Annotated in this window: 22 protein-coding genes; 4 read left to right on the forward strand and 18 right to left on the reverse strand. The window is 38.5% G+C overall.

The window, feature by feature from the left end; all coding sequences use genetic code 11:
- Nucleotides 1–15: 15 nt before the first annotated feature.
- Complete coding sequence (locus tag DKM50_13995; GenBank protein ID PZM77045.1) at nt 16–789, forward strand: hypothetical protein; 774 nt, start codon at nt 16–18, stop codon at nt 787–789.
- Between the two features lie 516 nt (nt 790–1305).
- On the opposite strand, the gene DKM50_14000 is transcribed toward DKM50_13995, so the two are convergent.
- Both DKM50_14000 and DKM50_14005 read right to left on the reverse strand, forming a co-directional pair.
- Nucleotides 1306–4221 (reverse strand): hypothetical protein, encoded by a 2916-nt coding sequence (locus tag DKM50_14000; protein ID PZM77046.1) that lies wholly within the window; start codon nt 4219–4221, stop codon nt 1306–1308.
- Nucleotides 4222–4291: 70 nt separating this feature from the next.
- Complete coding sequence (locus DKM50_14005; GenBank protein PZM77047.1) at nt 4292–5692, reverse strand: hypothetical protein; 1401 nt, start codon at nt 5690–5692, stop codon at nt 4292–4294.
- A 92-nt stretch (nt 5693–5784) separates the two neighbouring features.
- Between DKM50_14005 and DKM50_14010 the strand changes: the two genes are divergently transcribed.
- The 3 genes from DKM50_14010 (at nt 5785) to DKM50_14020 (ending at nt 10160) form a co-directional block, all read left to right on the forward strand.
- The gene (locus tag DKM50_14010; GenBank protein ID PZM77048.1) at nt 5785–6213 is read left to right on the forward strand and encodes a hypothetical protein; all 429 of its coding nucleotides are present in this window, start codon (nt 5785–5787) and stop codon (nt 6211–6213) included.
- Nucleotides 6214–6624: 411 nt separating this feature from the next.
- Nucleotides 6625–8805, forward strand: coding sequence for a hypothetical protein (locus DKM50_14015; GenBank protein PZM77049.1), 2181 nt, complete (start codon nt 6625–6627; stop codon nt 8803–8805).
- A gap of 83 nt (nt 8806–8888) precedes the next feature.
- Nucleotides 8889–10160 carry a branched-chain amino acid ABC transporter substrate-binding protein gene (locus DKM50_14020; GenBank protein ID PZM77050.1) on the forward strand — a complete coding sequence of 424 codons (1272 nt, stop codon included), beginning with the start codon at nt 8889–8891 and terminating at the stop codon, nt 10158–10160.
- An 87-nt stretch (nt 10161–10247) separates the two neighbouring features.
- Here the strand turns inward: DKM50_14020 and DKM50_14025 are convergent, their stop codons facing one another.
- The 16 genes from DKM50_14025 to DKM50_14100 form a co-directional block, all read right to left on the reverse strand.
- Nucleotides 10248–11357, reverse strand: coding sequence for a mannose-1-phosphate guanylyltransferase (locus tag DKM50_14025; protein ID PZM77051.1), 1110 nt, complete (start codon nt 11355–11357; stop codon nt 10248–10250).
- A complete protein-coding gene (gene galE / locus DKM50_14030) occupies nt 11302–12300 on the reverse strand; it encodes a UDP-glucose 4-epimerase GalE (protein ID PZM77052.1) in 999 nt (332 codons plus the stop codon). Before galE ends, DKM50_14025 begins: the two co-directional genes overlap by 56 nt.
- A gap of 134 nt (nt 12301–12434) precedes the next feature.
- Complete coding sequence (locus DKM50_14035) at nt 12435–13682, reverse strand: glutamate-5-semialdehyde dehydrogenase (protein PZM77053.1); 1248 nt, start codon at nt 13680–13682, stop codon at nt 12435–12437.
- Nucleotides 13683–13695: 13 nt separating this feature from the next.
- Complete coding sequence (gene proB / locus DKM50_14040; GenBank protein ID PZM77054.1) at nt 13696–14469, reverse strand: glutamate 5-kinase; 774 nt, start codon at nt 14467–14469, stop codon at nt 13696–13698.
- 43 nt (nt 14470–14512) lie between these two features.
- Entirely contained in the window at nt 14513–15553 is a 1041-nt protein-coding gene (locus DKM50_14045; protein PZM77055.1) for a GTPase ObgE, read from the reverse strand.
- 77 nt (nt 15554–15630) lie between these two features.
- Nucleotides 15631–15885 (reverse strand): 50S ribosomal protein L27, encoded by a 255-nt coding sequence (locus DKM50_14050; GenBank protein PZM77056.1) that lies wholly within the window; start codon nt 15883–15885, stop codon nt 15631–15633.
- A 72-nt stretch (nt 15886–15957) separates the two neighbouring features.
- Nucleotides 15958–16332, reverse strand: a complete 375-nt coding sequence (gene rplU, locus DKM50_14055) for a 50S ribosomal protein L21 (GenBank protein ID PZM77057.1) — start codon at nt 16330–16332, stop codon at nt 15958–15960.
- Between the two features lie 60 nt (nt 16333–16392).
- Complete coding sequence (locus tag DKM50_14060; GenBank protein PZM77058.1) at nt 16393–17277, reverse strand: methylenetetrahydrofolate reductase; 885 nt, start codon at nt 17275–17277, stop codon at nt 16393–16395.
- Nucleotides 17278–17303: 26 nt separating this feature from the next.
- Nucleotides 17304–17951 carry a 5,10-methylenetetrahydrofolate reductase gene (locus DKM50_14065; protein PZM77059.1) on the reverse strand — a complete coding sequence of 216 codons (648 nt, stop codon included), beginning with the start codon at nt 17949–17951 and terminating at the stop codon, nt 17304–17306.
- An 18-nt stretch (nt 17952–17969) separates the two neighbouring features.
- Nucleotides 17970–18188 carry a hypothetical protein gene (locus tag DKM50_14070; GenBank protein PZM77060.1) on the reverse strand — a complete coding sequence of 73 codons (219 nt, stop codon included), beginning with the start codon at nt 18186–18188 and terminating at the stop codon, nt 17970–17972.
- Between the two features lie 36 nt (nt 18189–18224).
- Entirely contained in the window at nt 18225–19094 is an 870-nt protein-coding gene (locus tag DKM50_14075; GenBank protein PZM77061.1) for a prephenate dehydrogenase, read from the reverse strand.
- A gap of 26 nt (nt 19095–19120) precedes the next feature.
- Nucleotides 19121–19489: a chorismate mutase gene (gene aroH, locus DKM50_14080; protein PZM77062.1), complete on the reverse strand. Its 369-nt coding sequence runs from the start codon at nt 19487–19489 to the stop codon at nt 19121–19123.
- Between the two features lie 50 nt (nt 19490–19539).
- A complete protein-coding gene (locus DKM50_14085) occupies nt 19540–20103 on the reverse strand; it encodes a biotin--[acetyl-CoA-carboxylase] ligase (GenBank protein PZM77063.1) in 564 nt (187 codons plus the stop codon).
- Between the two features lie 29 nt (nt 20104–20132).
- Complete coding sequence (locus DKM50_14090) at nt 20133–21533, reverse strand: adenosylhomocysteinase (protein ID PZM77064.1); 1401 nt, start codon at nt 21531–21533, stop codon at nt 20133–20135.
- Between the two features lie 112 nt (nt 21534–21645).
- On the reverse strand, nt 21646–22563 hold the full coding sequence (locus tag DKM50_14095) for a sugar kinase (protein PZM77065.1): 918 nt from the start codon (nt 22561–22563) through the stop codon (nt 21646–21648).
- Nucleotides 22564–22625: 62 nt separating this feature from the next.
- Nucleotides 22626–25388: an isoleucine--tRNA ligase gene (locus DKM50_14100; protein PZM77066.1), complete on the reverse strand. Its 2763-nt coding sequence runs from the start codon at nt 25386–25388 to the stop codon at nt 22626–22628.
- Nucleotides 25389–25685 lie beyond the last annotated feature (297 nt).

A 25685-nucleotide genomic window follows, 5' to 3' on the forward strand; every position in this document is an offset into this window, starting at 1 on the left:
CAAGAATAAGGTGGCCTGGTGAATGTTTTACTTTTAACTATCGCAGTCATCTTAATAGCTTTTTTTTCAAGCCTTACAGGTATAGGAGGCGGGATTCTTTATCTGCCTCTTTTCGTCTTCTTCGGTTTTAATATATGGGAGGCAGCTTCGTTATCGATATTCCTAACTTTCGTAACTGCTTTAGTAACCTCAGCATTTTTCTTTAAGCATGTTCACGTTACTTTAAAAACTATCTATCTATTAGAGTTATTCTCATTTTTAGGCGCATTTATCGGCGGATTATATTGCGTTTACCTAGATCTCTATACTCTTTTCATTATATATATTGCTTATTCACTCTCTACATTGATCCTTTATAAAATTATCTTAGTATACCTAAAAAGCTCAACAAAACATTTTCTTCAAGAACTAACGGAGGCTTCTATTATCAATATGATCTTAGGAATACTCTACGGATTGACCGCAGTTGCCGGAAGTTCGATCAGGATTCCACAATACTTTAAACGCTACCAGATACCATATAGAACAGCAATAGCAACCTCATCCCTATCCATGCTAATTGTATCCCTAGGTGCGCTTTCCGGTCGCCTGTTTCACCTTACATTTGATATCAAGCTAGCGGTTTTTTGCACGATGCTAATTCTATCTCCGGCAGCGTTAGGCGCTACATTAGCGCTGAAAGTCACAAGGAAGCTTATTATTAACGCAACCTATTTATTTTATAATATCATCGTCCTTACCAACTTTATTTTAGTAATCAAATTAATCAGTATGCACCTCGATCATTAAAACAGCCAATTTATAGACACAAAAAAAGCCCTATTTTAATAGAGCCATAATTTCGACACAAATACTCTTTCTACTAAATATATGCATTTTTATTTAATTTAAACCCATACTAACCTCTAATACTACAACACCTAAATCAACGCTGCATATTATTCTTTTCGTTCTATACATTTTAGAGTTAGTCTTCACCATCTTTTGGATCTTTTCTATGATTCTTTTCATTTCCTTATCAGTTAACATCATAGCCAACCCCTTTCTAAAATATATGTGTATTTATAAACTATATCGTTGTATCATCTGAAAATCTTGCATCTAACTTCTCTGTTATCTTTGATGGAACAAAATAATTTTAAACTTTTACAATTACTATAGTTATCCGTTTTTGTTATTAACAATATACCCATATTTGTACATTATTAAACCTAGTAACAGGTGCGGATACTCTAAATAGGAATGCTTTTTGAAGGCTAACGGAATTGGAGAACATACCGGAATCAACAAAACTTCGGTATATCCCTAGATGGACAAAACATTATCAGTTATTGAGTCGAAGCTATCATCGTGAGAGATGAGAAATACCTGATCAAAATCCTCACATATTTTTGGCAATATTGACGCCAGATTATGCCGATGCATCTCATCAAGATTAGTTGTAGGTTCATCAAAGAAAGCAATACGCAGACTGGAAAAATATTGAATAAGCGCCATCCTGATAGCAAGAGCAACAGACATTTGTTCTCCACCGGAAAGCTGGCGAAACACCCGTTGCCGATCACGTCCCTTGTGATTATCAATTAAATACACTTCATACCCTTGTCCCCATAGAAGCTTCGCATGTTGTTGCGAAATGTTATGATAAATGTTCTCGGCCAGGTGAGATATCCGTTCTCGAAACATAGCAGCGATTGGTTCTCCAATTTTTTCCAGAACTCTTCTCGACGTCTGAATGATCTCAAGCTTTTTCTTGATACTTTCAATCTCTTTTTCCCAGTTTTCTATATTTTTTTTGATCTCGATTATCATTCCGATGTCTCGTCTTAGTTGATCCCTTTCTTCGGAAAACAACTTAATTTTTTCCTCGTTTGCACTGGACTCCATAATAGAGCTATCTCGTTGTTCTTTCAAAGAATTATATTCATGTTCATTAAAACCCTGCTGGTTATCCTTAAGGATAATTTTTGTATTTGCTATTCGCTGGACCACTTCTTGTATTTTTGCTTTTAACTCAGCCGTTTCAGATTTATAAAGCGGATACTTCTGCGCATTGTCATTATGCTGCAGATAGAATTCATACTGCGACCTATTGTTATCGAGAATAGAATTCAATTGAGCAATTCTTTCGATATCCAGCTTAACGCTATCCCTTTGTAACTTCTTCGAAACAAAGGATTCGTCAAGAGCGAGGGTCTCCAGTTCGAGGGCTTTAAGCAGAACAGTCTCTTTCTCCAGGTTGATTAATTCGAGTTTTAGTTTCGCAATCTTTTGATCACAATCTTCTTTATATTTTTTGTTTATAGAAATATCATTAAACACGGCATTTCTTTTTTCCTGTAATTGGGAGAAATCAGTTTCTTCAGATTTTTTCGAGACAATATAGAAATCACCCATACTATTGCATAGTTCATTTAGAGCATCAAATTGAATGACAAAACTATCGAGGTGCAATTGATATCGATCAAAACTTTCCTGAATAGTTTGTGCAAAAGGAAACAATATATTTACTTTTTCTATCTGTTCAAGCAAATCCGTAACTTTCTTCCGGATAGGATCGTTCTTGATACTTTCTACATTTTTCTTAATCCTGGCATCTTTCTCTTCAAGGACCTTCTGCAGCTGAATTAAAGTGCGGTATTCTTCTTGCATTTTTTCAAGATGCGATTTGCTCAACTGTAGTTCATTGAACTCCTGTTGGGCTAAGTTAATTTTGGCCTCAAGTTGTTTCGACTGATCATTAACCATCACCTTAGCGTCTGATGACAAATTATTGCATTTCGTTTCAAAAAACGGACACATTGCCTGTTCCAGCAAATTTTCATTATGTTTGTAGTCATCATATTTCGATTGAAGTATGGTTAGCTTCTCTCTGCATGACTCAAAACTGCAATTTATTTGACCGGCAGTATCCAGTACCTTTTTGATTTCCTCAATACGGACCATTTGTTTTTGGATATCATTTGTTTCTCCTGATAGCATCTGGTTCTCATCAAAGACATTACGGGCTTTTTCTCGATACACTTGCATATCTTGTATTATCCGGTTGAATAATTCCAGGACCTCTTGTTGCTTCTTTATAACCTTTACCTGCTCTTCATGCTCGTTGAAAGCTGTTACACTGTTTTTCAACTTATTTTGGATTTCTTCACTTTTTGAGCTTTCCCTTATAATATCTTCATTAAGTTTATCGAATTTATTTTTGGATTGAGAAGTTTTCTCTTCTTTTCTTACACGTAGAATATTAATCTTTTCCTGTAAGCTGTTTATATCATTATTTAAGCGACTGAAAATCTCTTCTTGAGACTTTAGCTTATCAAGTTCTTTTCTGGCATTCACCACAGCAACGACGGATTGCTTATTCTCTTCACAGATTTTGACTGCAATCTCAGATTTGTTGAGTAATATTTCTTTTTCATAAATCGTTTTCTCTAGATGGTTAAGCTCGATATTTGCAATATTCAGCTGTGAGGTTGATTGCTCAAGCACTATTCTTAGTTGCTCAAGCAGCAGGTATTTTTCTCCGACAGCGTTCTTTTTAGAAACCAGTTCAATTCTTTGTTTTTCAAGCTCAATAATGTGTTTATTAATATCGGCTAGTTTAGATGCTTTCTCGTTATAGTACTTCAGCGAAGTTGCTGCCTTGTCAATCTCATGCATCTTATCCTTGATCTGTCCGGAAAAATAAGTTTCAAAGTTACTTGATAATTTATTAGCTTTTTTGTACTGATCGATTTGCAGCAGCCGGTTGAAATGATTTTTTTTAGCCTCTATGGTCATCAAAAAAGGCTCCGTAAACTTACCCTGGTATACCCCAATAATCTGGGAAAAAATCTCTTTGAGCGAAAGTTCAACCGTATCGCCCAGGTTCTTTTTTAACCATGACTGGACATCGTCATTTCCATGGAGATCCAGCTCTTCGCCTGTTTCTTCATCTATTATAAAATAATTCTTCGATGTCCCGATGTTGCGCTGGATACAATAGACACGTTCATCTCCAGCTTCAAACCAAAGCTTGATAACTGCTTTTTTTTCTCCGTAACGGATAAAATCGTCGATGACGTATTCAAGATTATTAAAAAGAACAAGGCCTATACATTCAAAGATTGTGGACTTACCGACGCCATTATGTCCGCAGATGAAGTTAATACCCTCATAAAAATCAAAAGCGGCACTTTCATATGCTTTGATATTTTCTATATATAGCTTAACAATCTTCATTCATATAGCCTCGGATCAATTGTAAATAAGTGCTGTAAGGGCATAGCGCGCTATGCCCCTACAAGTACAGTCAAAACAAAGTAGCTTGAAAATAATCATTATTACTACCTCCGCTCTTGTTTATCTCCGCTGAGACATTTTCGCCAGTATCGATAAGTGGAGGAGCTGTTGGTATTGTTATTTCATTAACTTCCTGTTTTTTCTCATATAGGACCTTTGCCATATCCATACAGATTAACTCTTCCAGAAAAGCTTCCGGCTCATCCAATATCTTTTGTTTAAAATACATAATAAACTCAGCGAGATTGGGCACGACATCGCTATACTTCGGATCTTTCATAAGTTCTTCAGTTATAATAGCACGCTCTATTGCTGTTATAGATCCGGCAAATTGCGAGTATTTGATAGAGGTCTGTTCGGTTCCGGTATTATCAATTATCTCTATGTACAAAGCACCGACTTTTTCGAGTACAGCATTTCTAATGGTTTCGACATCTTGAGCTTTTAAAGAAAAATGTGATTGTCCCGTAAATAATATCCGGAGGAGGGGCGCTTGAAATAGACTAGCCTTGTGAACTATTTCGGCTATGATTTGATCGAGGTTTTCATTAATATGCTGTTTACCAGCGTCAAATGTCAGGCACAATGCATCCCTTTTTTTACTTTCGATGAAATTAGCGACCTTATTCTTCCCGTCAACCTCAACAAAGTAAAATCCTTTTTTCTTACCTACCTCGCCCAAATCATAGTACTCAGGGGCACCAGGAATATACACTTTCCGGTCATACTCGTGATTGGAATGCTGATGGCCTAAAGCGAAATAATCATAAAGATGATAGAAAGGCTGCAATTGATCAAGAGAGAGCCTTCCGATTTCTATACCTCCGATGCCACCATGCGCCATGAGGATGGTAAATCTATTATCCGCAACTATTTTTTCGCTCAGAGACGCTATCTTTTCACCAAGAGTATTCCCAAAATACCCAAGTCCATATATTTTTACAAACTCATCTTCATACACCATACCATTACATAATAAAGGATCATAAGCAGTAACAGAAAAATTACCCTCGGAAAAAACCGGTTTCAACAAATTTATGTATTTATTTTTGGCTAAGTAATGCATCCAGGAGAATCTATCCTGATAGAAAGCCTTGTCATGATTACCCTCTATTGCGATAACCGTAATATTATTATTGTTAAGTCTCTTTAAATGTTTTACAACTGTCTCCAGAGTAAACGCGTTAATATTCCTTTTATTGAAAATATCTCCGCTTATTAGAAAATAATTAACTTTACGCTGACAAGCAACATCAACAATATTACTAAAACTCTTGTCAAAATCATGGAATCTTTCATCCAAACCGAATTGATTGAAACCTAAATGCAGATCAGCGCAATGTATAAATGAAAAAGCCATAATATTACTCACACCAGACGACAGTTTAAACTCTTCTTTCGATAATATCATTAATAAATAAAAACTTAAACCGGAAGACAGGTTCGAGTCAGAGCATTGAGTTGTCAATATTTTTTTGTTACTATTAGATAAGAGGTAAATAGATGGCAGATAAAAAAAAATCTATTTCCAAAAAAAACAAAATACCTAAAATCACACAAACCGAATTTACTATGCTTACGGCTGATGAGCCGCCGTCTATAAAAATTTATTCCAGAAAAAAAAGGATACCTGTAAAATTATTGATAACAAGTTTATTAACTGCTTTAGTTATAATAGCTTTCTTATCCGTACCCTATTTAAAAAGCCCCCTGGATTTAAAGTCTGACAACAAAAAAAGTTATAAAACAGGAATAATTATTGTGGATGACACAGTTGTCCGAGAAGGAAATGGGATTGAATTCCCCCCAATAGCTAAGCTCAAAAGAGCCCAAACATTTGTAGTACTCAATTCGGAAGATGCCAAATGGATAAAAGTTAAACTGGATGAGGAACACGTCGGTTGGCTTGAAAAATCAAAAATAATTTTTTGACCCATTATTCACCTCAAGCATAGCTTCCCGCTATATTTAAAATATTTTTATTACAACAATTCACAACAATATATATATTTAATTGCAAATGCCATATAATAATATGATATAATAAATATGTTTACTTAAATTATAATAACAAATATATGAATTACTAATTGATTTTTGTAATTCCTGCAGCTTGAGGAGGTGTTTTCACCAATTACAGCTTTGACTCATAATACAGTTACGAATGGCGCAATATGCAAACGTTAGGCCATTCTCGTGAATTACTAATGATTAATAATTATAATAGCTCACAAAACCAAGATACATTTCCATCCCAAACATTTAATATTTTGCTGTAACTGTTTTTATTTTATACCTCTTTATAATCTTTTTTAGTTAAAACAATTCAAAAAGGAGTAAATAATGGCAAAAAAGGGTTCTCTTACACAAAAAATCACCGTATTCTCGTCTCTTCTCGTTTTGATTACAGCGGTATTAATCCTCGGTATCAATATTGTTTGGGACAACTACGCGTTACAGCAAGAACTTAAAGAATATCGTAAAACAACAGAAGCCGAAACACAAAAACACCTCAAAGATGTTGTCGAAATTGCATATGTTACCGTTGAAAAAATCTATAAAGATTTTTACGATAAAGATATGGCAAAAGGTGTCATAAGCAGTTTACGATTTGGTCCGGAAAAAAAGGACTATTTATGGATTCATACTAATACTGAAAAACCGATGATGGTTATGCACCCGATTATATCGGAACTCGATGACACTGATATTTCCGATTTTTATGATGTAAAAAAATTCGATAAAGTATTCTATAGAGGCGCAACCTATTCAAAAAACGATACACTCATTAAAGATAACATAAAACCAGTCAACCTGTTTATAGACATGAATACTGAAGTTAAAACACATAAGGGAAGCGGTTTTGTCAAATACTACTGGCCGAAACCTGGAAAAGAGAAAAATACCGGTTATGAAAAACTGTCCTATGTAAAGTTATTTGAACCTTGGGGTTGGGTTATTGGAACAGGCGTTTATATTGATATCATCGATGAACAAGCGGCTCTAAAAGTAAAAGAATTAAAGAAAAATATTACTAATAAAATAATAGTCGTCATTCTATTAACATTAATTATCATTATAATCGCAGTATATGCCGCGTACATTACTACAAAAAAAATCATAAAACCAATTGAAAAAATTAACAGCGTACTTCAACAACTATCCGAGGGTAATTTTGCAACATCTCTTGATGTAACAAGCACGGATGAGGTCGGAGAAATAGCTGACTCGGTTAGAGCGATGATAGAAAAATTAAGGGAACTCATTAAACTTGTCTCTGAATCTTCTTCCCGAGTCTTATCTGAGTTCAATTCTCTTCTCAGCACATCAAAGGAAACGAAGCAATCTGTCAACCAAATCGCATGTGCAATCAACGGGATCGCGGAAGGATCAGGAAAACAAGTAGAATCAGTTAAAAGCATTATCGTTGATATGGGTCTTATTATGAATGAAATTACTAATGTTGCAGAAGGTGCAAATCAACAGGTAAAAACAACTAAAAACACTGGAAATATTGTTAACCAAAATGATAGCGAGATGACCAATATTGCAAAAGCTGCCAAAAAGCAAACCGCTGATGTAGAAAATACAAAAAGAATAATAAATCAAATGTCACAAGCGATTGACCAGGTTACACACGAGACAACAAGCGTGTCACAAAATTCACTTCGCACGGCTGATATTGCTCAAGACGGAGAAGTAATTGTTTCAAATACATTGGTTGCGATGGAGAAAATCAAAGAAACCGTATTAGATACTGCAAAAAAAATTACGGAACTCGGAGAAAGCTCATCTCAAATAGAGGAAATAATAGAAGTTATTGACAATATTGCTGAGCAAACCAACCTGCTAGCGCTGAACGCGGCTATCGAAGCGGCGCGGGCAGGAGAACACGGACGGGGATTTGCAGTTGTTGCAGACGAAGTAAGAAAGCTCGCTGAACGCTCTGGAACAGCAACAAAGGAAATTGCAACACTCATTAAAAAAATCCAGGAAGGAACTAATACTGCAGTTAAATCGATGAGAAGCGGGACTCAAGAAGTTCAAAAAGGATCGGAACTCGCTCAACAAGCAAAAGTGGCACTTAAAAATATTATCGATGCAGTGAAAAATACCGTAGATCAAATACAAAACATCTCTGCTGCTGCCGAAGAAATGTCCGCCTCTAGTGAAGAAGTGGTCAAAACAATGGATAATATTACGACAATTATCGAAACCAATACGAATGCAATACAGCAGTTAACTACGAGTTCGAAAGATGTTGTCTCTGCCATTGGGAATATACAGGTGATTTCTGAGCAGAATCAAAATGCTTCTGATAATATGAAAAACAAATATCAACAAGTTACAACCAAAATAACCGACATTTCAGGCATTTCGGAAGACAATTCTGCGTCGATAGAACAGGTTTCCGCATCTACTGAAGAAGTAACGGCTACTATGGAAACATTCACAGATAAAATACAGAGCCTCGAGTCAATGGCAAGAGATCTCGAAGATAATGTAAAAGTGTTCAATATTTAACTCTTTAGGTTTGAGACTCCATACAAAGGGGGTGCTTGTACACATCAAGACAGAAATACTATTTTTTATAAAAGGAGTCGTTAATGAGAAATAAAAATTTATTATTTGTTTTTCTTATGTTGTTATCAACATTAATATTACCAGCGTTTGCCGATACGGTAAAATTAGGAATAAACTACCCGAAAACAGGACCATATTCAGCAGAAGGACTTGACCAGATAAGGGCTGCAGAGATGGCAGTTGAGGAGATCAACAATGCCGGAGGCATCTTAGGGAATAAAGTCTCATTGGTAGTTCGTGATTCACAGTCCAAAGTTGATATCACAAATAAAAATGTTACTGACCTGATCGATAATGAAAAAGTCAAAATGGTATTCGGCGGTTCTGCCAGTAGTGTCGCCGTAGCTTCCGCCAAAATCTGCCAGGAAAAAGGAGTGCCTTTTTTTGGAACTCTCACCTATTCCAATGCTACGACCGTAGAGGACGGACACCGGCACACATTCAGGGAATGCTACAATGCCTGGATGGGCGCTAAAGTATTGGCATCCTACCTGAAACAGAATTTTGCCGGTAAAAAATATTTTTATATAACGGCTGATTATACATGGGGCTGGTCCACTGAGGATTCTGTAAGAAAATTCAGCGGTACCGAAGATAAAAAGAAACACCCGGGGGTTCTTACACCTTTTCCGACTGCAGAAGGGAAAGACTTCAAAATAGCCCTGGAAAAAGCTGTAGCGGCTAATCCCGATGTGCTTGTCCTTGTAGAATTCGGTAAAGACATGACAAAGGCGGTCAGGCTGGCCAACCAGATGGGGCTCAAGAAAAAAATGAAAATTGTGGTACCTAATCTTACCCTGAGTATGGCTGAAGGTGGTGGACCGCAAAACATGGATGGCGTAATAGGAGCTATCCCATGGACATGGCAAGTCCCGACAAAATACAATTATCCAAAAGGAATTGCCTTTGTTGATAAATTTACAAAAAGGTATAATAGATATCCAGACACTTCAGGTGCATCTGCATATACTATCGTGTATGAATACAAAGCAGCCGTTGAAAGGGCAAAATCTTTTGATAATGATGCTGTGATCAAAGCTCTGGAAGGTCACACATACCAGCTACTAAAAGACAAACAGACCTGGAGGGCTTTTGATCATCAATCGATTCAGACAGTGTATGCAGTCAAATGCAAACCAATGTCAGCTGTACTGAAAGATGAGTATCAACTTGATTATTTTGAAATCATTGGGTCTATGACAGGTGACCAAGCTGCCCAGTCGAAAAAAGAATGGGACGCAGCACGAACTGCTGCTGGAAAGCCAACAAAACTCGAACCTCTTGCAGGCGAATAAGAATAGTACCAATTAATTTAAAAAGGCCTGTATTTTTACAGGTCTTTTTTCTTTAGTGCTCTATTCGTTTATTTCGAATTACTTGATTCAAATAAGGTCGTCTCTGCCTTTAGCGGTTAACGCATCAAGTACTTCTTTCACTTTTTGAGCGCTATCTTTATGACATAACAGAATGACATCATCCGTCTCAACAAGAACAACGTCCTTAACACCGACTGCTGCAATAAGCTTATTTGAGAAGCCGATTACATTAGTAGAATCGACAGCTACTGAATCTGCCATTTGGAAGTTATTCCCATATTCATCAATCTCCATGATCTCATACAAAGATGACCACGACCCAACATCGTTCCAACCGACATCAAGAGCTATAAGCATAATTTTATCCGCATGCTCCATAATCCCATAATCTATTGATATTGAATTCGTCTGAGGGTAAATATTGTTGATACTCAAGATTTCACGTTCCGTACCAATAGCATTTTGTATTGTACACATCTGATCAAACAATAATGGAATTCTATTCTTTAACTCAGCAAAAAATACTGCAGTTGAAAAAACAAACATACCACCATTCCAATAATAATCCCCGGAAGAAAGATATTGCTGCGCAGTTTCTTTCTGCGGCTTTTCAACAAAAGCAATTACTTCTTGAATTTCTAGACTGCTCCTTCGGGTCTTAATATAGCCATAACCGGTATGGGGGCTGGTAGGCTTAATACCAAATACAACAATAGACATGTGCAAACGAGCATATTCAAATGCCTTCCGCGCTTTATCCACAAAGGTTAGCTCATCTTTAATAAGTTGATCGGACGGAACCACCATCACAACAGAATTACTATTTTTTTTCTGAATATAGGCCATTCCCAAGGATATTGCCGGACAGGTATTGCGGCCAATTGGCTCTATAATAATTTGATGTGAAGAAATCTTCGGAAGCTGCTCTTTTATTAAGTTAACTTGTGATTCAGTTGTAACTATATATATGTTATCTTCAGGCAACACTTTCGCTATACGATTATAAGTAATCTGTAAAAAAGACTCTTTGTTATCCAGAGATAAAAATTGTTTTGGAAAACCCTTCTTACTTTTGGGCCAAAACCGAGTACCTCGACCACCGGCTAAAATAAGTGCATAATTATTGTGCATTTCCGTTATATCCTTTCGGATGAGTTTTACACCAGTTCCAAGCATGACTGATTATTGTATGCAGATCATTATACTTTGGATGCCAGTTTAATTCCGACTTTATTTTTTCTGAACTTGCTACTAGTCTTGCCGGATCACCAGGCCTTCTGCTCCCTGTTTTATAAACAATTTCACAGCCTGTCACCTCTCGCGTAGCCTTGATAACCTCTAAGACTGAGTGTCCATTGCCATTCCCAAGATTATAATAACCACTGCTTTTACCTGACTGCAATGCTTCCAGTGCCAGAATATGAGCAGAGGCCAAATCGTTGACATGAATATAATCGCGTACGCAGGTACCATCATCAGTATCATAATCTGTCCCAAAAATAAAAATAGCATCCCGTTGCCCTTGTGCAACCTGAAGGATTAACGGAATAAGATGCGATTCAGGTGAATGATCTTCCCCTATCCTGCCCTCAGGATCGGCTCCGGCGGCATTAAAATAACGAAGGCACATGTGGCGGACCCCATAAGCTTTTTCGTAATCTTGAAGAATTTTTTCGAATATTAACTTTGTTTTCCCATAGGGGTTCGTAGGATTGGTAGCTTCATCTTCCGTAATAGGAATACTAGAGGGTTCTCCATATACAGCTGCCGAAGATGAGAATACAATTTTCTTAACATCCATCTCGACCATGACATCGAGGAGATTAATGCTATTAACAATATTATTATGATAATATTTTTGAGGATTGGAGACAGATTCACCGACTTCAGAAAACGCTGCAAAATGGATAACGGCGTCAATTTTGTACCGGTGAAAAACTTTTAGGAGTTCTTCTCTGTTCCCAATATCAGCATGTATGATTTCCCCGCCCAAAACCGCTTCTTTATGGCCTTTGATAAGACTATCTATGACAACGGGATAATAACCCAGTTTTTGAAGTTCCAACACAGTATGAGAACCGATATATCCTGCACCACCAGTTACTAATATATGCTTCATTCATTATACTCCTAACCTTCGATTGCTTAATCTTAAAATGTCCATGTATTACACAAAAAATATAACACAATTTCCAAACAGTAGCAACTTACGCAATATTATTGTAATGAAAATAAAACCTGTAATTCCAGTTATTATTCTCGTACCTGACCATTTCCTTCAACGATATACTTTATTGTTGTTAGCTCGACTAATCCCATTGGACCACGGGCATGAAGTTTTTGAGTAGAAATACCTATTTCAGCGCCGAAACCGAATTCCCCGCCATCGGTGAACCTCGTTGATGCGTTAATGATCACAGCTGCAGCATCCGTATTATCGACGAATTTATTAGCTGTAGTAATATTCTCTGTTACAATTGCTTCTGTATGCTTAGTTCCATATTCGTAAATGTGATCAATCGCTTCGTCAACAGTATCAACTATTTTGACTGATATTATGTAATCAGAAAATTCAGTCCTGTAATCCTGCTCGGTTGCGGGTTCAACACTGTTATCGATTATTCTCGTTTTTTCACATCCTTTAATAAGGACACCGGCAGCTTTGTACATCTCCAAAATTCCGGGAAGAAATAACTCTGCTACATCTGCATGTACAAGAAGCGATTCTGCTGCATTACAAACAGATGGCCGCTGGACTTTTGCATTATACGCAATTGCTTGTGCTTTAACCAAATCTGCCTCGGCATCAACATAAACGTGGCAGTTGCCGACTCCTGTTTCTATCACAGGAATAGTAGCGTTTTTAACGACATTCTGTATCAGTCCTGCCCCACCTCGCGGAATAAGTAAATCTACATACCCATTAAGTGTCATCAGCTCATTGACCGACGCCCTGTCAGTATCTTCAATAAGTTGAACTATCTCGGCTGGCAACCCATTTGCCAGAGCTGCTTCCTGAAGACACTCGATAATTACTTTGTTAGAGTTAAGAGCGCTACTGCTCCCGCGGAGCAATACTACATTGCCGGACTTCAGACATAATCCAGCTGCATCTACCGTCACATTCGGACGCGCTTCATAAATTATTCCTATTACTCCGATGGGAACCCTTTGCTTCCTTATCTTAAGCCCATTTGGCCTTACCCATCCATTAATCAACTCGCCAATAGGATCAGGCAAATTCTTCACGATCATAAGACCGTCTACCATGCCATAAACCCGAGCTTCATCAAGTCGCAGTCGATCCTGAAGGGCTATCGTCATGTTATTGCTGCGAGCGTTATCCATATCGGTAGCATTAGCTGCGACAATATCGCCTTTACGCTTTATGAGCATATCAGCCATTGACTGCAAAACATTATTCTTAACATTTGTTGAAGCTACCGCCATAACTCTTGAAGCCTCGCGTGCACGCATAGCTTTATCTTTTACTTCGCTCACTGAAAATCACTCCTTATACCAAAAACTTTGTGCCTACTTTTTCACCGCTAAAAATATCGAAGATAACGTTCTTTCGCCGTCCATTCGCGATAATAACATTGACACCTAAATCTACTGCTTTTTTTGCTGCGCAGACTTTTGAATACATACCTCCGGTGCCTTTGCCGGATGTGCTTGTACCGCAGCCATCCAACAATTGTGCAGAAATCTCAGATACCTCTGCAATCAACTCTGCATTATCAAACTTCCGAGGATCCATGGAGTATAGTCCATCGATATCTGTAAGAATAATAAGAGCATTTGCATTCACAAGCTCAGTTACATAAACAGACAAACTGTCATTATCACCGAATTTGATTTCGTCAACGACAACAGAATCATTCTCATTAATAATCGGGACTACCTTCCCATTAATTAATGTTAAGAGAGTATTCTGAGCGTTAATATAGCGTTCATTATGACTCAAACCATCATGTGTCAACAGTAGCTGCCCTATAGTAATACCTTTTACAGAAAAAAACCGGTTATATTCATTCATTAAAAGGCTCTGACCAATTGCTGCAACTGCTTGTTTTTCAGGAATTGATTTCGGTAGTATCCCTAACTTTTCGGAACCGCACACTTGAGCTCCGGAGGTTACGACACAAACTTCGATCCCTTTCAAGTGAATTGCTGCGATTTGTTCGACTAAATGCCGTAAATTATTCAGATCCAGCTTTCCATTTTCTTCTGTTAATATATTAGAGCCTATTTTAATAACAACCCGTTTATATTCCTTATACCTCATAAACTTATTCCTTTATGTATTTTGATAGAAGCCCTGGCAATAATCAGATCGATTGCCCTTCATCATCGGCTGACATCTGATTAAGCTTTTCTGCCATAGAGGCAACAAGGGATTCAAGACCTTCAGTTGTTGCTGCAGATATGAGCTTTACTTCCAATCCTTTTTCCTCAAAATAATTTACTATTTCTTTAAGTTTTTGTCTATCATCATCGGACAACAGATCAATTTTGTTAAGAGCTATAATCTGGGGCAAATTAGTGAGATCGTAAACATATAATTTCAATTCTTCGTTAATAGTATTAAAATCTCGAATTGGGTCACGGCCTTCTTCCTGATTGGCAATATCAAGAACATGAACGAGAAGTTTTGTTCGCTCAATATGCCGCAAAAACTGAACTCCCAGCCCTATGCCGGTATGAGCACCCTTAATCAGGCCCGGAACATCTGCAACCACAAAGCTTTTTTCCCGTTTATACGATACTACTCCTAAATTAGGAATCAGTGTTGTAAACGGATAATCTGCTATTTTGGGTTTACTTGCAGATATTCTCGAAAGAATAGAAGATTTGCCGACATTAGGAAACCCCAGGAGCCCTACATCAGCTAGCAGCTTCAATTCTACGTCGACCTCCACTCCTTCGCCCGTCAAACCTTTCTGTGCATATCTGGGTGTTTGATTAACGGAGGTGGAAAAATGAGTATTCCCCATCCCCCCCTTACCGCCACGACATACAAGGAATTTTTGCCGGTCTTCTGTTAAATCTACGAGTTTTTCTTTGGTCCCTGCTTTATAGATAATAGTTCCACAGGGAACTTTGATTTTTATATCTTTGCCATTTTTACCATGCATCTGCTTCCCTTCTCCCGGCCGGCCATTGTCTGCAAGATACTTCTTCTTGTACCGCAAATCCATTAACGTAGAAATGTTTGCCCTGGCCTCGAAATAGACATTTCCGCCACGACCGCCATCCCCCCCATCAGGTCCACCTTTAGGAATATACTTCTCTCTTCTGAAGCTAACACATCCAGGGCCACCGTTCCCTGCCTTTAAAAACAGCTTTACGTAATCTACGAATATTGACATTTAAAACTCCTTTAAAAGCATAAGTCCCATGAATTATCATGGGACTTAGCAATAGAAAATAATTAATTTAATTACAGCTATTCAGCAAGTACGCTTACAGCCTGCTTTACCTTAGATATCTTTTTAAACTCAACTCTACCATCGATTAAAGCATATATTGTATAATCTCTGCCAAGTCCTACATTCACGCCCGGTTTTACCTTAGTACCTCGTTGACGTAGAATAATGTTTCCGGCTTTTACCGCTTGTCCTCCGAATTTTTTAACTCCTAGATATTTCGGATTACTATCTCTTCCGTTTGATGAGCTTCCTTTTCCTTTTTTATGAGCCATTCTAAACTCACTCTCTTTCCATTATTAATATTATAACAGTCAAAAATACCGTTGTTGATTAGCTTAATTAATTTATTTTGCTGCTACTTCTGCTGGTATGCCTATCTTTGAGGTTTCTTTCACTTCACTAATTGAACCAGCTTCGATTGTCTCTATCTTTACTTGTGATAATAGCTGTCTGTGTCCATTTTTTCTTCGATAGCCTGTTTTTCTCTTGAATTTATAGATAATTACTTTATCATCTTTTGCTGTTTCGATAAGTGTGCCCACTACTTTTGCATTTTCAACATATGGCATTCCGATAATTGGATCACCCTCGCCAGCTAGTAATAATACTTTATTAAATTCTACTTTTGAAGAGTTCTCAGCTTCTAATTTTTCTATAAAGATCGTAGATCCTATTTTAACTTTATATTGTTTACTTCCAGTTTCAATTACAGCATACATCTTCTTGACTTGCCTCCTAGGGTTATTTATGTTCGCCAGCTAAGGCTAACACCTCTAATATTATTTGTCAATACTTACTTCTTTTAGAATCTCGGCAATCACGTCTACCGCGCCCATTGTCATGAAATGCACACCCGCGCATTCTGGTTGAATCGCTTCGATTGTTTCTACTGCAATTTCAATACCTTCTTTATAAGGATCTTTAGTATTTTCCATACGTCGAAGAATTGTCTCAGGAATAGAAACCCCCGGAACATTATCATTGAGAAAATGAGCAATCTTAGCTGATTTAAGAGGAAAAATCCCGCCAAGTACCGAAACAGCAGGAGGAACTTCTTCTAAGAACTCAAGAAACTGATCAATATCATAGATAGTCTGTGTCTGGATAAACTCAGCACCTTCGTTTATTTTTTTTTGAAGTTTGATTAATTGTGGTTCCTGAGGCTGGGCTCCATGATTAGCGACCACCCCAACGATAAAATCAGGAGATCCTTTTAATTCTTTTCCGGCAAAATCTTTGCCACCGGGCATAACTTGTTTCAGTAAATGGACTAGCTGAACAGAATCTATATCAAACACAGGCTTAGCAAACGGATGATCGCCACTTAACGGATAATCACCGGTTATCGCTAATATATTTTTTATACCAAGCGCACTCGCACCTAATATATCTGATTGAAGAGCTAGAATATTCCTATCCCTGCAGGTTATCTGAAATATAGTCTCGAATCCCTGAGACTCTAATAAATGGCAAATAGCCAGAGCAGACATCCTCATGGTAGATCTTTGATTATCAGTAATATTAAAAGCAGAAACATATGTGCTTAACGCTTCTGCCTGATCAAGCAAATAATTATACTCAACACCTTTGGGTGGAGATAATTCAGCGGTTACAACAAACTTTTTTGTTAGCAGGTCCTTATGCAGTCTACTTTTATACAGCATACTTATAGCTTTCCTTATTGCTTTTGTCAGCTCTTACGTTCGGTATTAAATCTGGTGCGAATATTATTTTTGGAGTTATCCTTCGGAGGTTGATAGCTATTCAGAAAACTCAGTTTGTCCAGTTTCTTCAAGCGCTCATAAATCAGAAACCAGGCACAGTCATTATTTCTGTTTACTTCACATTTCCCTTCGGACGATCCTCCGCAGGGCCCATTTAAAAGATGTTTCGGACATCTCGTTACAGGACAGATATTGCCGGTTTTTGCCAATACACACTCTCCGCACATCGAACAGACTTTATCAAAAGTAGAAAGGTTTTTAATTTTTCCCAGAAATAGGCTGTTCAACCCCGGAACTACATAATTATCAATAACGCTATTAACTGCCTGTACCCCGGAACCACAGGCAAGTACAAGAACTGCGTCTTCCGGAGTTAGAGAAGACTTCTTTAAATCTCTCTTAACTAAACGTTCATCACATCCGGTTGCAATAACAGCTGTTCCAGTTATTGTTTTCCCTGATGCGGCTAATTTTTCAGCCAGTTGAGCAACTTCTTTTTCTCCACCCGTTGCGCAGGAGGTCGCACAATCTCCGCAACCAACAACGAATATGGAGTCACTGGCTTTTAGGGAATGTGCTATTTCTTCAAAAGGCTTTTGATCAGAAATTATCATATGAGTACTATTTAATAATTATTCTGTATCTACTTCTATATCGTAGTCATAATCAAAATCAAAGTCGACCTCAGCTGGTTCTTCAGACCCTGAGACAGCAAACTCTTTTTCTCTCCAATTAAATATTCTAGAGTTTCTCTCAACTTCTTCTTGAATTTTTTCCAATGGTTTATTGTAGCAATCGGAACATGTGTCATATTCCAATCCATGGATGCATATTGTAATTTCTTCTGCCATTATTTCTCACCTCAAATTAATTTTTTACCTAGGTAATTATTTACTCTCACCATTGTGGGTAAGTTTTTTTCTTGTGCCTATCGCATTTTCAAAATAATCCAGCAACTCTTTTTCTTTATTTAATTTTATCAGGCTTTCCATATAATTCAAATTATCTTTAAACGCGTTGATCATCAAAAGTATCTGATCTTTATTTGTGACACAAACATCTTTTCCCCATAAAGACGGGGACGAAGAAACTCTTGTCGTGTCTTTAAAACCGGAAGCCGCAACCCTGAGAAAAATCGCAGAATTCTCGTGGGTCCCAATAGTATTGACAAGTGTGGCTGCCATTAAATATGGCAAATGACTAATAGCTGCAACGGCAAGATCGTGCTCATCAGGAGACAAATATTCAATCTTCATCCCTAGCTTTTCTATAAAATAATTCAATTTTATGATCTTCTGGTTATCAGGAGTCTTATAGGGCGTCAAAATAAATTTTGCCCCGTCAAACAAGTTTTTGTCCGCTGCATCGATACCGGATTTTTCAGAACCAGCCATAGGATGCCCGCCTATAAAAGTAACTCCTTCAGGAAGTGAATTACTAAGTTCATACACGATCTTCTTTTTGGTACTGCCAACATCGACGACAATGGCATCCGACCTTAAGTAAACAGAAATCTCTTTAACAATATCTGTTACCGAATCGATAGAAGTACAAACCATAATCAGATTCGAATTTTTTATACTATTAATCAGGTCGGTAGTGCCTTCATCGATAATTCCTTTATCAAGCGCTTCTTTTATCGTTTCTTCCCTACGAGCATACCCAACTACCCTGGCTAATTTTTTGTCTTTTATTTTCCAAGCCAGAGAACCGCCGATTAAGCCTAGCCCAATAACAGTAACTTGATCTATCCTCATATTATACCCCCTACCATTAATCTAAATTAATCAGTCTTTTCAAGGTCAGGACGAAGTGCCTTTGCTTTTCTTAGATATATATGCCGTATTTCAGTCTGTTTTTTATCTGTGTTAATGTGCATAAGTATGCGGATACAACTTTTCAAACTTGGCTGAATCGGAACTTCCCGACTGCACAATAAAGGAACATCCCGCATTCCTATTTCTCTCGCAGCTACAGCAGGAAACTGCGCATCAAGGTCATCAGTCAGTGTGAAAAAGATACTTGCAATCTCTTCCAGATCTACTTCATTGGCAGAAATTACTTCCAGCAATAACTCTTTGGTCGCAGCAACAATTGACTTTGCCAGGTTCTCTTCTACAGTTATTGCTCCTCGAATTCCGCGTACTCTCATATAACTCCACTATTTTAATATAGTATTATTGGATACAAATATGGCAGATATTATATGCTTTTCGTCACCATTTTACCATAGAAAACTTCACAATTCTCAACTAGCTTACTAAAGCATACATCAACATTAATTTTTTTTCCATACTCTATCTCAAGGGAGGTCGCTGTCGTGCTAATGTTGCCAGGCAAATCCAAAGTGTTACAGTTAAGACCGATTCCAGCAACTAAACCCTTAAGCACATTACCTTGTGTTATCGCCTCTACCAGCACCCCTGCAATTTTTTTGTCCTTAATATAGATATCGTTAGGCATTTGTATCCGCGCATCCAAGCCATAAGAATCTTTAATTACTTTTTGCACGGCTTTTGCAGAAAACAAAATTATTTTTTCAATATATGCTTTCTCAATTTTGCCTCTATACTCCGGTTTAAGGATTATCGTCATGAAGATATTTTCTCCATCACAAGATATCCATTGCTTACCGCGCTGGCCTCTCCCGGCTGTCTGATGCGCGGTCCTTATTATTGAACCATGTTCAAAAATATTAATATTTTCTTTAGCATAGTCATTTGTCGAGTTAATTGAGTCAAAAAAAATATACGTATGACCAAACATTATATAACCAACCACTCCGACAAAAAGAACTAATAGCGATAATGATCCGATTTGTAAGGGCCTTCAGCCGGCACTCCAATATAATCGGCTTGATCTTGAGTCAGCTTCGTTAATTTAACACCGATCTTCGCAAGGTGCAATCGAGCAACTTCCTCGTCAAGCTGCTTTGGAAGCATATACACTCCAGGTTTGTATTCATTTCTATTTTTCCATAGGTCTATTTGAGCTAATACCTGATTTGAGAAGGAATTTGACATGACAAAAGAAGGATGTCCGGTTGCACAGCCTAGGTTGACCAGCCTCCCTTCAGCTAAAAGGAAAATCTCATGCCCATCAGGGAAAATATATTTATCTACCTGCGGTTTTATGTTCACCAGCTTTATGCCTGGATATGAATTAAGTTTTGATACCTGTATCTCGTTATCGAAATGCCCGATATTACAGACAATAGCCTGATCTTTCATTTTTTCCATATGCGTTATCGTAATGATATCTTTATTACCTGTAGTCGTAACATAAATATCACCCCACCCAAGAGTGTCTTCAACTGTTGTTACCTCATACCCTTCCATTGAAGCCTGAAGCGCACAAATCGGATCAATCTCAGTTACGATTACTCTTGCTCCGAGACCACGCAGGGACTTAGCACTTCCTTTACCTACATCGCCATAGCCGCACACAACGGCTACTTTACCCGCGACCATGACATCGGTAGCACGTTTAATGCCATCAACGAGCGACTCCCTACAGCCATAAAGATTATCAAATTTTGATTTTGTAACAGAATCATTGACGTTAATAGCCGGAACCAGCAACTCGTTTTTTTCCATCATTTGATAGAGTCGATGAACTCCGGTTGTTGTCTCCTCTGAAACGCCCTTCCAATCTTGCGCAACAACATGCCATTTTTGAGGGGTTTCTTTCAAGACTCTCTTAAGAAGGTTAAGAATAATACCTTCCTCTTCGCTAGAAGCTTCTTTGTCGAGGACTTTCGAATCATTTTCGGCCTTGTAACCAAGATGGATAAGTAAGGTTGCATCTCCGCCATCGTCAACGATAAGTTGAGGCCCTTTCCCTTCCGGAAACGCCAAAGCTTTCTCGGTACACCACCAGTAATCTTCTAAGGTTTCGCCCTTCCAGGCAAACACAGGTACGCCTGCTTTTGCAATTGCGGCAGCAGCATGGTCCTGAGTTGAAAAAATATTACAGCTGCACCATCTTACGTCAGCACCAATTGCGACGAGTGTTTCAATCAAAACGGCAGTCTGAATTGTCATATGAAGGGAACCGCTTACACGAACCCCTGCGAGAGGTTTCGAAGTGCTGAACTTCTCTCTGATCGCCATTAATCCCGGCATCTCTTTTTCGGCAATTTCAATCTCCTTACGTCCCCAATCGGCAAGAGATATATCTTTAATTTTGTAATCCATAATATCCTCCTCATTGAAATCCTGTGCTCTTACTCGCCATTCCGGCAAAATGAGCTAATGTACTTATTATTTGTAATGTCCCGTCACTTCCTGGCAGGCTAAGCAGATCTAATTATTCAAAAACATGATCAGTGAATGAAGTAAATGCCCGTAAGCTGTTATAGCGATGAGCGACTTCTTCAATGGTTAACGTTTTGAGGCGGTTTAAACTAAAGGCCTCAACATTAAAAGATGACATTATCGTTCCTACGACTAATGCTTTCTTCAAATTCTCTTCAGTCATATCTTTCGTTTTAGCGACATACCCCATAAAACCACCGGCAAAGGTATCTCCGGCACCTGTAGGATCAGCCAGCTTATCGACAGGGAATGCAGGGCAGGCAAAAAACAGGTTGTCCCCAATAATCATTGAGCCATGTTCACCTTTTTTTACAATTACGTATTTCAAACCCTGGTTCAAAACGGTCCTGGCTGCATTAATAAGATTGGACTCATTCGTATATTGCCTTAATTCCGCATCATTAATGAAAAGAATATCTACATTTTTGACAACTTCAGATAAAGCTTCCTTCTGGCTGTCAATCCAAAAGTTCATGGTATCCATAGCAACTAACTCCGGCCTGGATAATTTATTTAATACATCGAGTTGTAAGACAGGGTGAATATTACCTAGAAAAAGATATTTACTCTCCTGGTATTTAACGGGTATCTTAGGCACAAAGTCAGCAAAAACATTAAGCTGGGTGTCGAGGGTATGGGCTTGATTCATGTCGTTCTCATAATATCCGGCCCAACGAAATGTCTTCCCTTCAACTATCTCAAGACCTGAGACATCGATACCTCGAAGGGACAGGAAATCAACATGCTCCTGAGGAAAATCATCACCTACTACGCCAACAAGGTTAACCGGACTATGAAAACTTGCAGACATACTCGCATGAACTGCACTTCCGCCAAGAATATCAGAATGCCCGCCATAGGGAGTCTTGATCGAATCAAGGGCTACCGAACCAACAATTAATAACGACATCGCTTCCTCCTTTAACTCAGGCCCAATCACACAGAGCACCGAAATATCAAAACTAAATAGAATTATCCATTAACTACACTATAACATCGGGGACACAGCCCTTCTTTCAGGGTATCCCATTTCCAGCATCGTTCGCATTTCTCGCCTTGTGCATGGCGTACTTCGATACTCTCATTTATTGATGAACTAATCAAGACGCTGCTTACAATAAAAAACTGAGCTAAATGCTTCCCGTACGGTAACGTTGCAGGAGTATTGATTATAATATGCGATTCAAGAGAACTGCCGATTTCCTTAGCAACCCTTGCCTTTTCAAGCTCGGCGTTCACTCTGCCCCGCAGCTCAAATAATTTCTCCCACCGGCTGATTAACTCTACATTTTTCCACTCATCTGCAGCAACCGCAAAATCCTGAAGGTGTACGCTCTTGCCATCATTTCCAGGTAAGTATGCCCAAATCTCTTCAGAAGTATACGCCAGAACCGGAGCTACAATTGAAGTAAGGCTTTTCAGGATATGACTCATTACTGTCTGTGCACTTCGTCGAATAACCGAGTCTTTGCCTCCACAATATAAAATATCTTTTTTGATGTCTAAATATGAGGCAGAAAGCGTAACCACACAGAAATTATAGATCGAATGATATACCTGATGGAACTCGAAAGTTTCATAACCCGATTCTACCCGATCAATCAGTTCGGCTAATTTAGCGAGCACCCATTTATCCAGTTCATCCAGTTCTTTATAATCTATAGTATCAGTAACCGGATTAAAGTCATAAAGATTGCTGAGTAGAAACCGCTGTGTATTCCTAATCTTCATATACGAATCTTGAACTTGTTTAAGTATATTCGGGGAAATTGAGAGATCATTTCTAAAATCAGTCGATGAGACCCATAATCTGATAATATCGGCGCCACTCTGGTCAATTACCTTGATAGGATCAACAACGTTACCTGATGATTTACTCATTTTTTTACCTTGTTCATCGACAGTAAAACCATGAGTAAGAACTGCTTTATAAGGTGCCCGGTCACGTTCTCCAACCGACATCAATAATGAAGAGTGAAACCAGCCTCTATGCTGGTCACTGCCTTCAAGATACAGGTCAGCCGGCCAACTAAGATCATAATTGGACGATTCAAGCACTGCCCGATGGCTGCCGCCTGACTCCATCCATACATCCATAATGTCCTTCTCTTTGGTAAAAGCTGAACTTCCGCATTTCGGACATTGAAGATCTTTCGGGACCACATCAGCCGGAGAAGAGGTCAGCCACGCTCCGGTACCATTCTTTCTCACAAAGTCGACAATTATTTTGTTAAATCGGCCTGTCATAAGTATTTCGCCGCACTCACAATACAAAACCGGGAGCGGAATACCCCACGAACGCTGACGGGAAATACACCAGTCAGGGCGGTTCTCTATCATGCTCGTAATACGTTGCTCTCCCCATGAAGGAATCCAGTCCGTTTTCTTTATCTCTTCCAAAGCTTTAAAGCGAATCGTTTTGTCTTTTTCTGCGTTTTTCCCGAATTGCTGGTCCATGGATACAAACCATTGTTCAGTTGCCCGGAATATCACCGGGTTCTTACATCTCCAGCAATGAGGATAAGAGTGTTTCATCATCTCTAATTTTAATAATGTTCCATTCTGTTCCATCTTTTCTACTATCGGCTTATTTGCATCCCATACTCTCATACCGGCAAACTCAGGAACTTCCCCGGTGAACTTCCCTTGAGCATCAACCGGCATGATCATCGGCAATTTTTTCTGAAGGCCTACGAGATAATCGTCATAACCGTGTCCCGGAGCAATATGGACGGTCCCGGTACCATCTTCATTCGAGACGTACTCGGCGGTTACAACAGGTGACGTCCTGTCAATAAAGGGATGCTTATAGATAATACCTTCCAACTGCCCGCCTTTGACGGTTTCAATTATCTCATATGAACTCATCCCTATCTTTTCGGCTACACGGACTGTAAGATCTACCGCGACAATATATTTTTCCTGGGTTTCTTTGTTCAGGATAATATTGTATTCATGCACGGGATGTACTGCTGCGGCAACATTAGCGGGCAATGTCCACGGAGTAGTTGTCCAAACCAGGATAGAAGACGTTCCGTCTGTAGTTAACCCTTTGAGTCCGGCAGGTACGCTTACAACAACGAATTTAACATAAACGGACGGCGATTTCTCATCTGCATATTCGATCTCTGCTTCGGCAAGCGCTGTTTCGCAATGCATGCACCAATGGATCGGTTTCCTTCCGCGGTAAATATACCCATTTTCTGCAAGCTCGCCAAACTGTTCAATTATACTTGCTTCGTATTCCGGGTTAAGCGTTAAGTATGGAGTATCCCAATAACCGAATATACCTAACCGTTTAAACTGCGTTCGTTGGATATCAACGTAACCAAGAGCATATTCCTTACATTTATCACGAAACCAGCCGATATCAGACTTCTTGTGTTCCAAACCCTGTTTCTTAAGGTCCTTCAACAGCTGTGTCTCAATAGGCAGTCCATGGCAATCCCATCCTGGAATGTAAGGGGAATGATACCCTTTCATCGTTTTGTATTTGACAACGATATCTTTAAGAATTTTGTTTAAAGCGTGACCCAAATGAATGTTTCCATTCGGATAGGGAGGCCCGTCGTGCAAAATATACTTAGGTTTACCTTCATTCTTCTTAATAATTTTCTCGTATAAATTATCTTCCTGCCACTGATTAAGAATTATTGGTTCTTTCGCTGCCAAACCAGCTCTCATAGGCATATCTGTACGGGGCAGATTAAGGGTTTCTTTATAGTTATTTTCCATAAAGCCTTCTTCCTTTAACATTTTTGTGATTAATTATATATTTCAGCTACATTACTTCCAGATCAGAAAAACTCTCGCGACTGTAGATATCTTTATATCATAAAGTATCCATTCTTTGTCATTCCAAGAATTATTGGAAGTAATTCGCACAGAATTATAACATACTCGCAATCTAACGCCAAGTTGATTGACGAGTGCGAATCAAATCATCTAAAATCTAACCGAAGCCGATAGTAATCTATCAAATCAAAATCTGACCAAGACATGAGCAAAAGCGAATATAGGTTAGGCGAACTA

The sequence above is a fragment of the Candidatus Margulisiibacteriota bacterium genome, assembly GCA_003242895.1.
In the GTDB taxonomy this organism is placed as follows: domain Bacteria; phylum Margulisbacteria; class Riflemargulisbacteria; order GWF2-39-127; family GWF2-39-127; genus GWF2-39-127.

Excerpts from the sequence above, each read along its gene's own strand:
- aroH (PZM77062.1), bottom strand. The coding sequence starts at position 19,489 with ATGAGAGTACGCGGAATTCGAGGAGCAATAACTGTAGAAGAGAACCTG.
- DKM50_14090 (PZM77064.1), bottom strand. The coding sequence starts at position 21,533 with ATGGATTACAAAATTAAAGATATATCTCTTGCCGATTGGGGACGTAAG.
- DKM50_14100 (PZM77066.1), bottom strand. The coding sequence starts at position 25,388 with ATGGAAAATAACTATAAAGAAACCCTTAATCTGCCCCGTACAGATATG.
- DKM50_14050 (PZM77056.1), bottom strand. The coding sequence starts at position 15,885 with ATGGCTCATAAAAAAGGAAAAGGAAGCTCATCAAACGGAAGAGATAGT.
- DKM50_14025 (PZM77051.1), bottom strand. The coding sequence starts at position 11,357 with ATGCTTGGAACTGGTGTAAAACTCATCCGAAAGGATATAACGGAAATG.
- proB (PZM77054.1), bottom strand. The coding sequence starts at position 14,469 with ATGAGGTATAAGGAATATAAACGGGTTGTTATTAAAATAGGCTCTAAT.
- DKM50_14060 (PZM77058.1), bottom strand. The coding sequence starts at position 17,277 with ATGCTGTATAAAAGTAGACTGCATAAGGACCTGCTAACAAAAAAGTTT.
- DKM50_14045 (PZM77055.1), bottom strand. The coding sequence starts at position 15,553 with ATGTCAATATTCGTAGATTACGTAAAGCTGTTTTTAAAGGCAGGGAAC.
- DKM50_14085 (PZM77063.1), bottom strand. The coding sequence starts at position 20,103 with ATGTTTGGTCATACGTATATTTTTTTTGACTCAATTAACTCGACAAAT.
- DKM50_14020 (PZM77050.1), top strand. The coding sequence starts at position 8,889 with ATGAGAAATAAAAATTTATTATTTGTTTTTCTTATGTTGTTATCAACA.
- DKM50_14065 (PZM77059.1), bottom strand. The coding sequence starts at position 17,951 with ATGATAATTTCTGATCAAAAGCCTTTTGAAGAAATAGCACATTCCCTA.
- DKM50_14070 (PZM77060.1), bottom strand. The coding sequence starts at position 18,188 with ATGGCAGAAGAAATTACAATATGCATCCATGGATTGGAATATGACACA.
- DKM50_14005 (PZM77047.1), bottom strand. The coding sequence starts at position 5,692 with ATGATATTATCGAAAGAAGAGTTTAAACTGTCGTCTGGTGTGAGTAAT.
- galE (PZM77052.1), bottom strand. The coding sequence starts at position 12,300 with ATGAAGCATATATTAGTAACTGGTGGTGCAGGATATATCGGTTCTCAT.
- DKM50_14075 (PZM77061.1), bottom strand. The coding sequence starts at position 19,094 with ATGAGGATAGATCAAGTTACTGTTATTGGGCTAGGCTTAATCGGCGGT.
- DKM50_14000 (PZM77046.1), bottom strand. The coding sequence starts at position 4,221 with ATGAAGATTGTTAAGCTATATATAGAAAATATCAAAGCATATGAAAGT.
- rplU (PZM77057.1), bottom strand. The coding sequence starts at position 16,332 with ATGTATGCTGTAATTGAAACTGGAAGTAAACAATATAAAGTTAAAATA.
- DKM50_14095 (PZM77065.1), bottom strand. The coding sequence starts at position 22,563 with ATGTCGTTATTAATTGTTGGTTCGGTAGCCCTTGATTCGATCAAGACT.
- DKM50_14010 (PZM77048.1), top strand. The coding sequence starts at position 5,785 with ATGGCAGATAAAAAAAAATCTATTTCCAAAAAAAACAAAATACCTAAA.
- DKM50_14015 (PZM77049.1), top strand. The coding sequence starts at position 6,625 with ATGGCAAAAAAGGGTTCTCTTACACAAAAAATCACCGTATTCTCGTCT.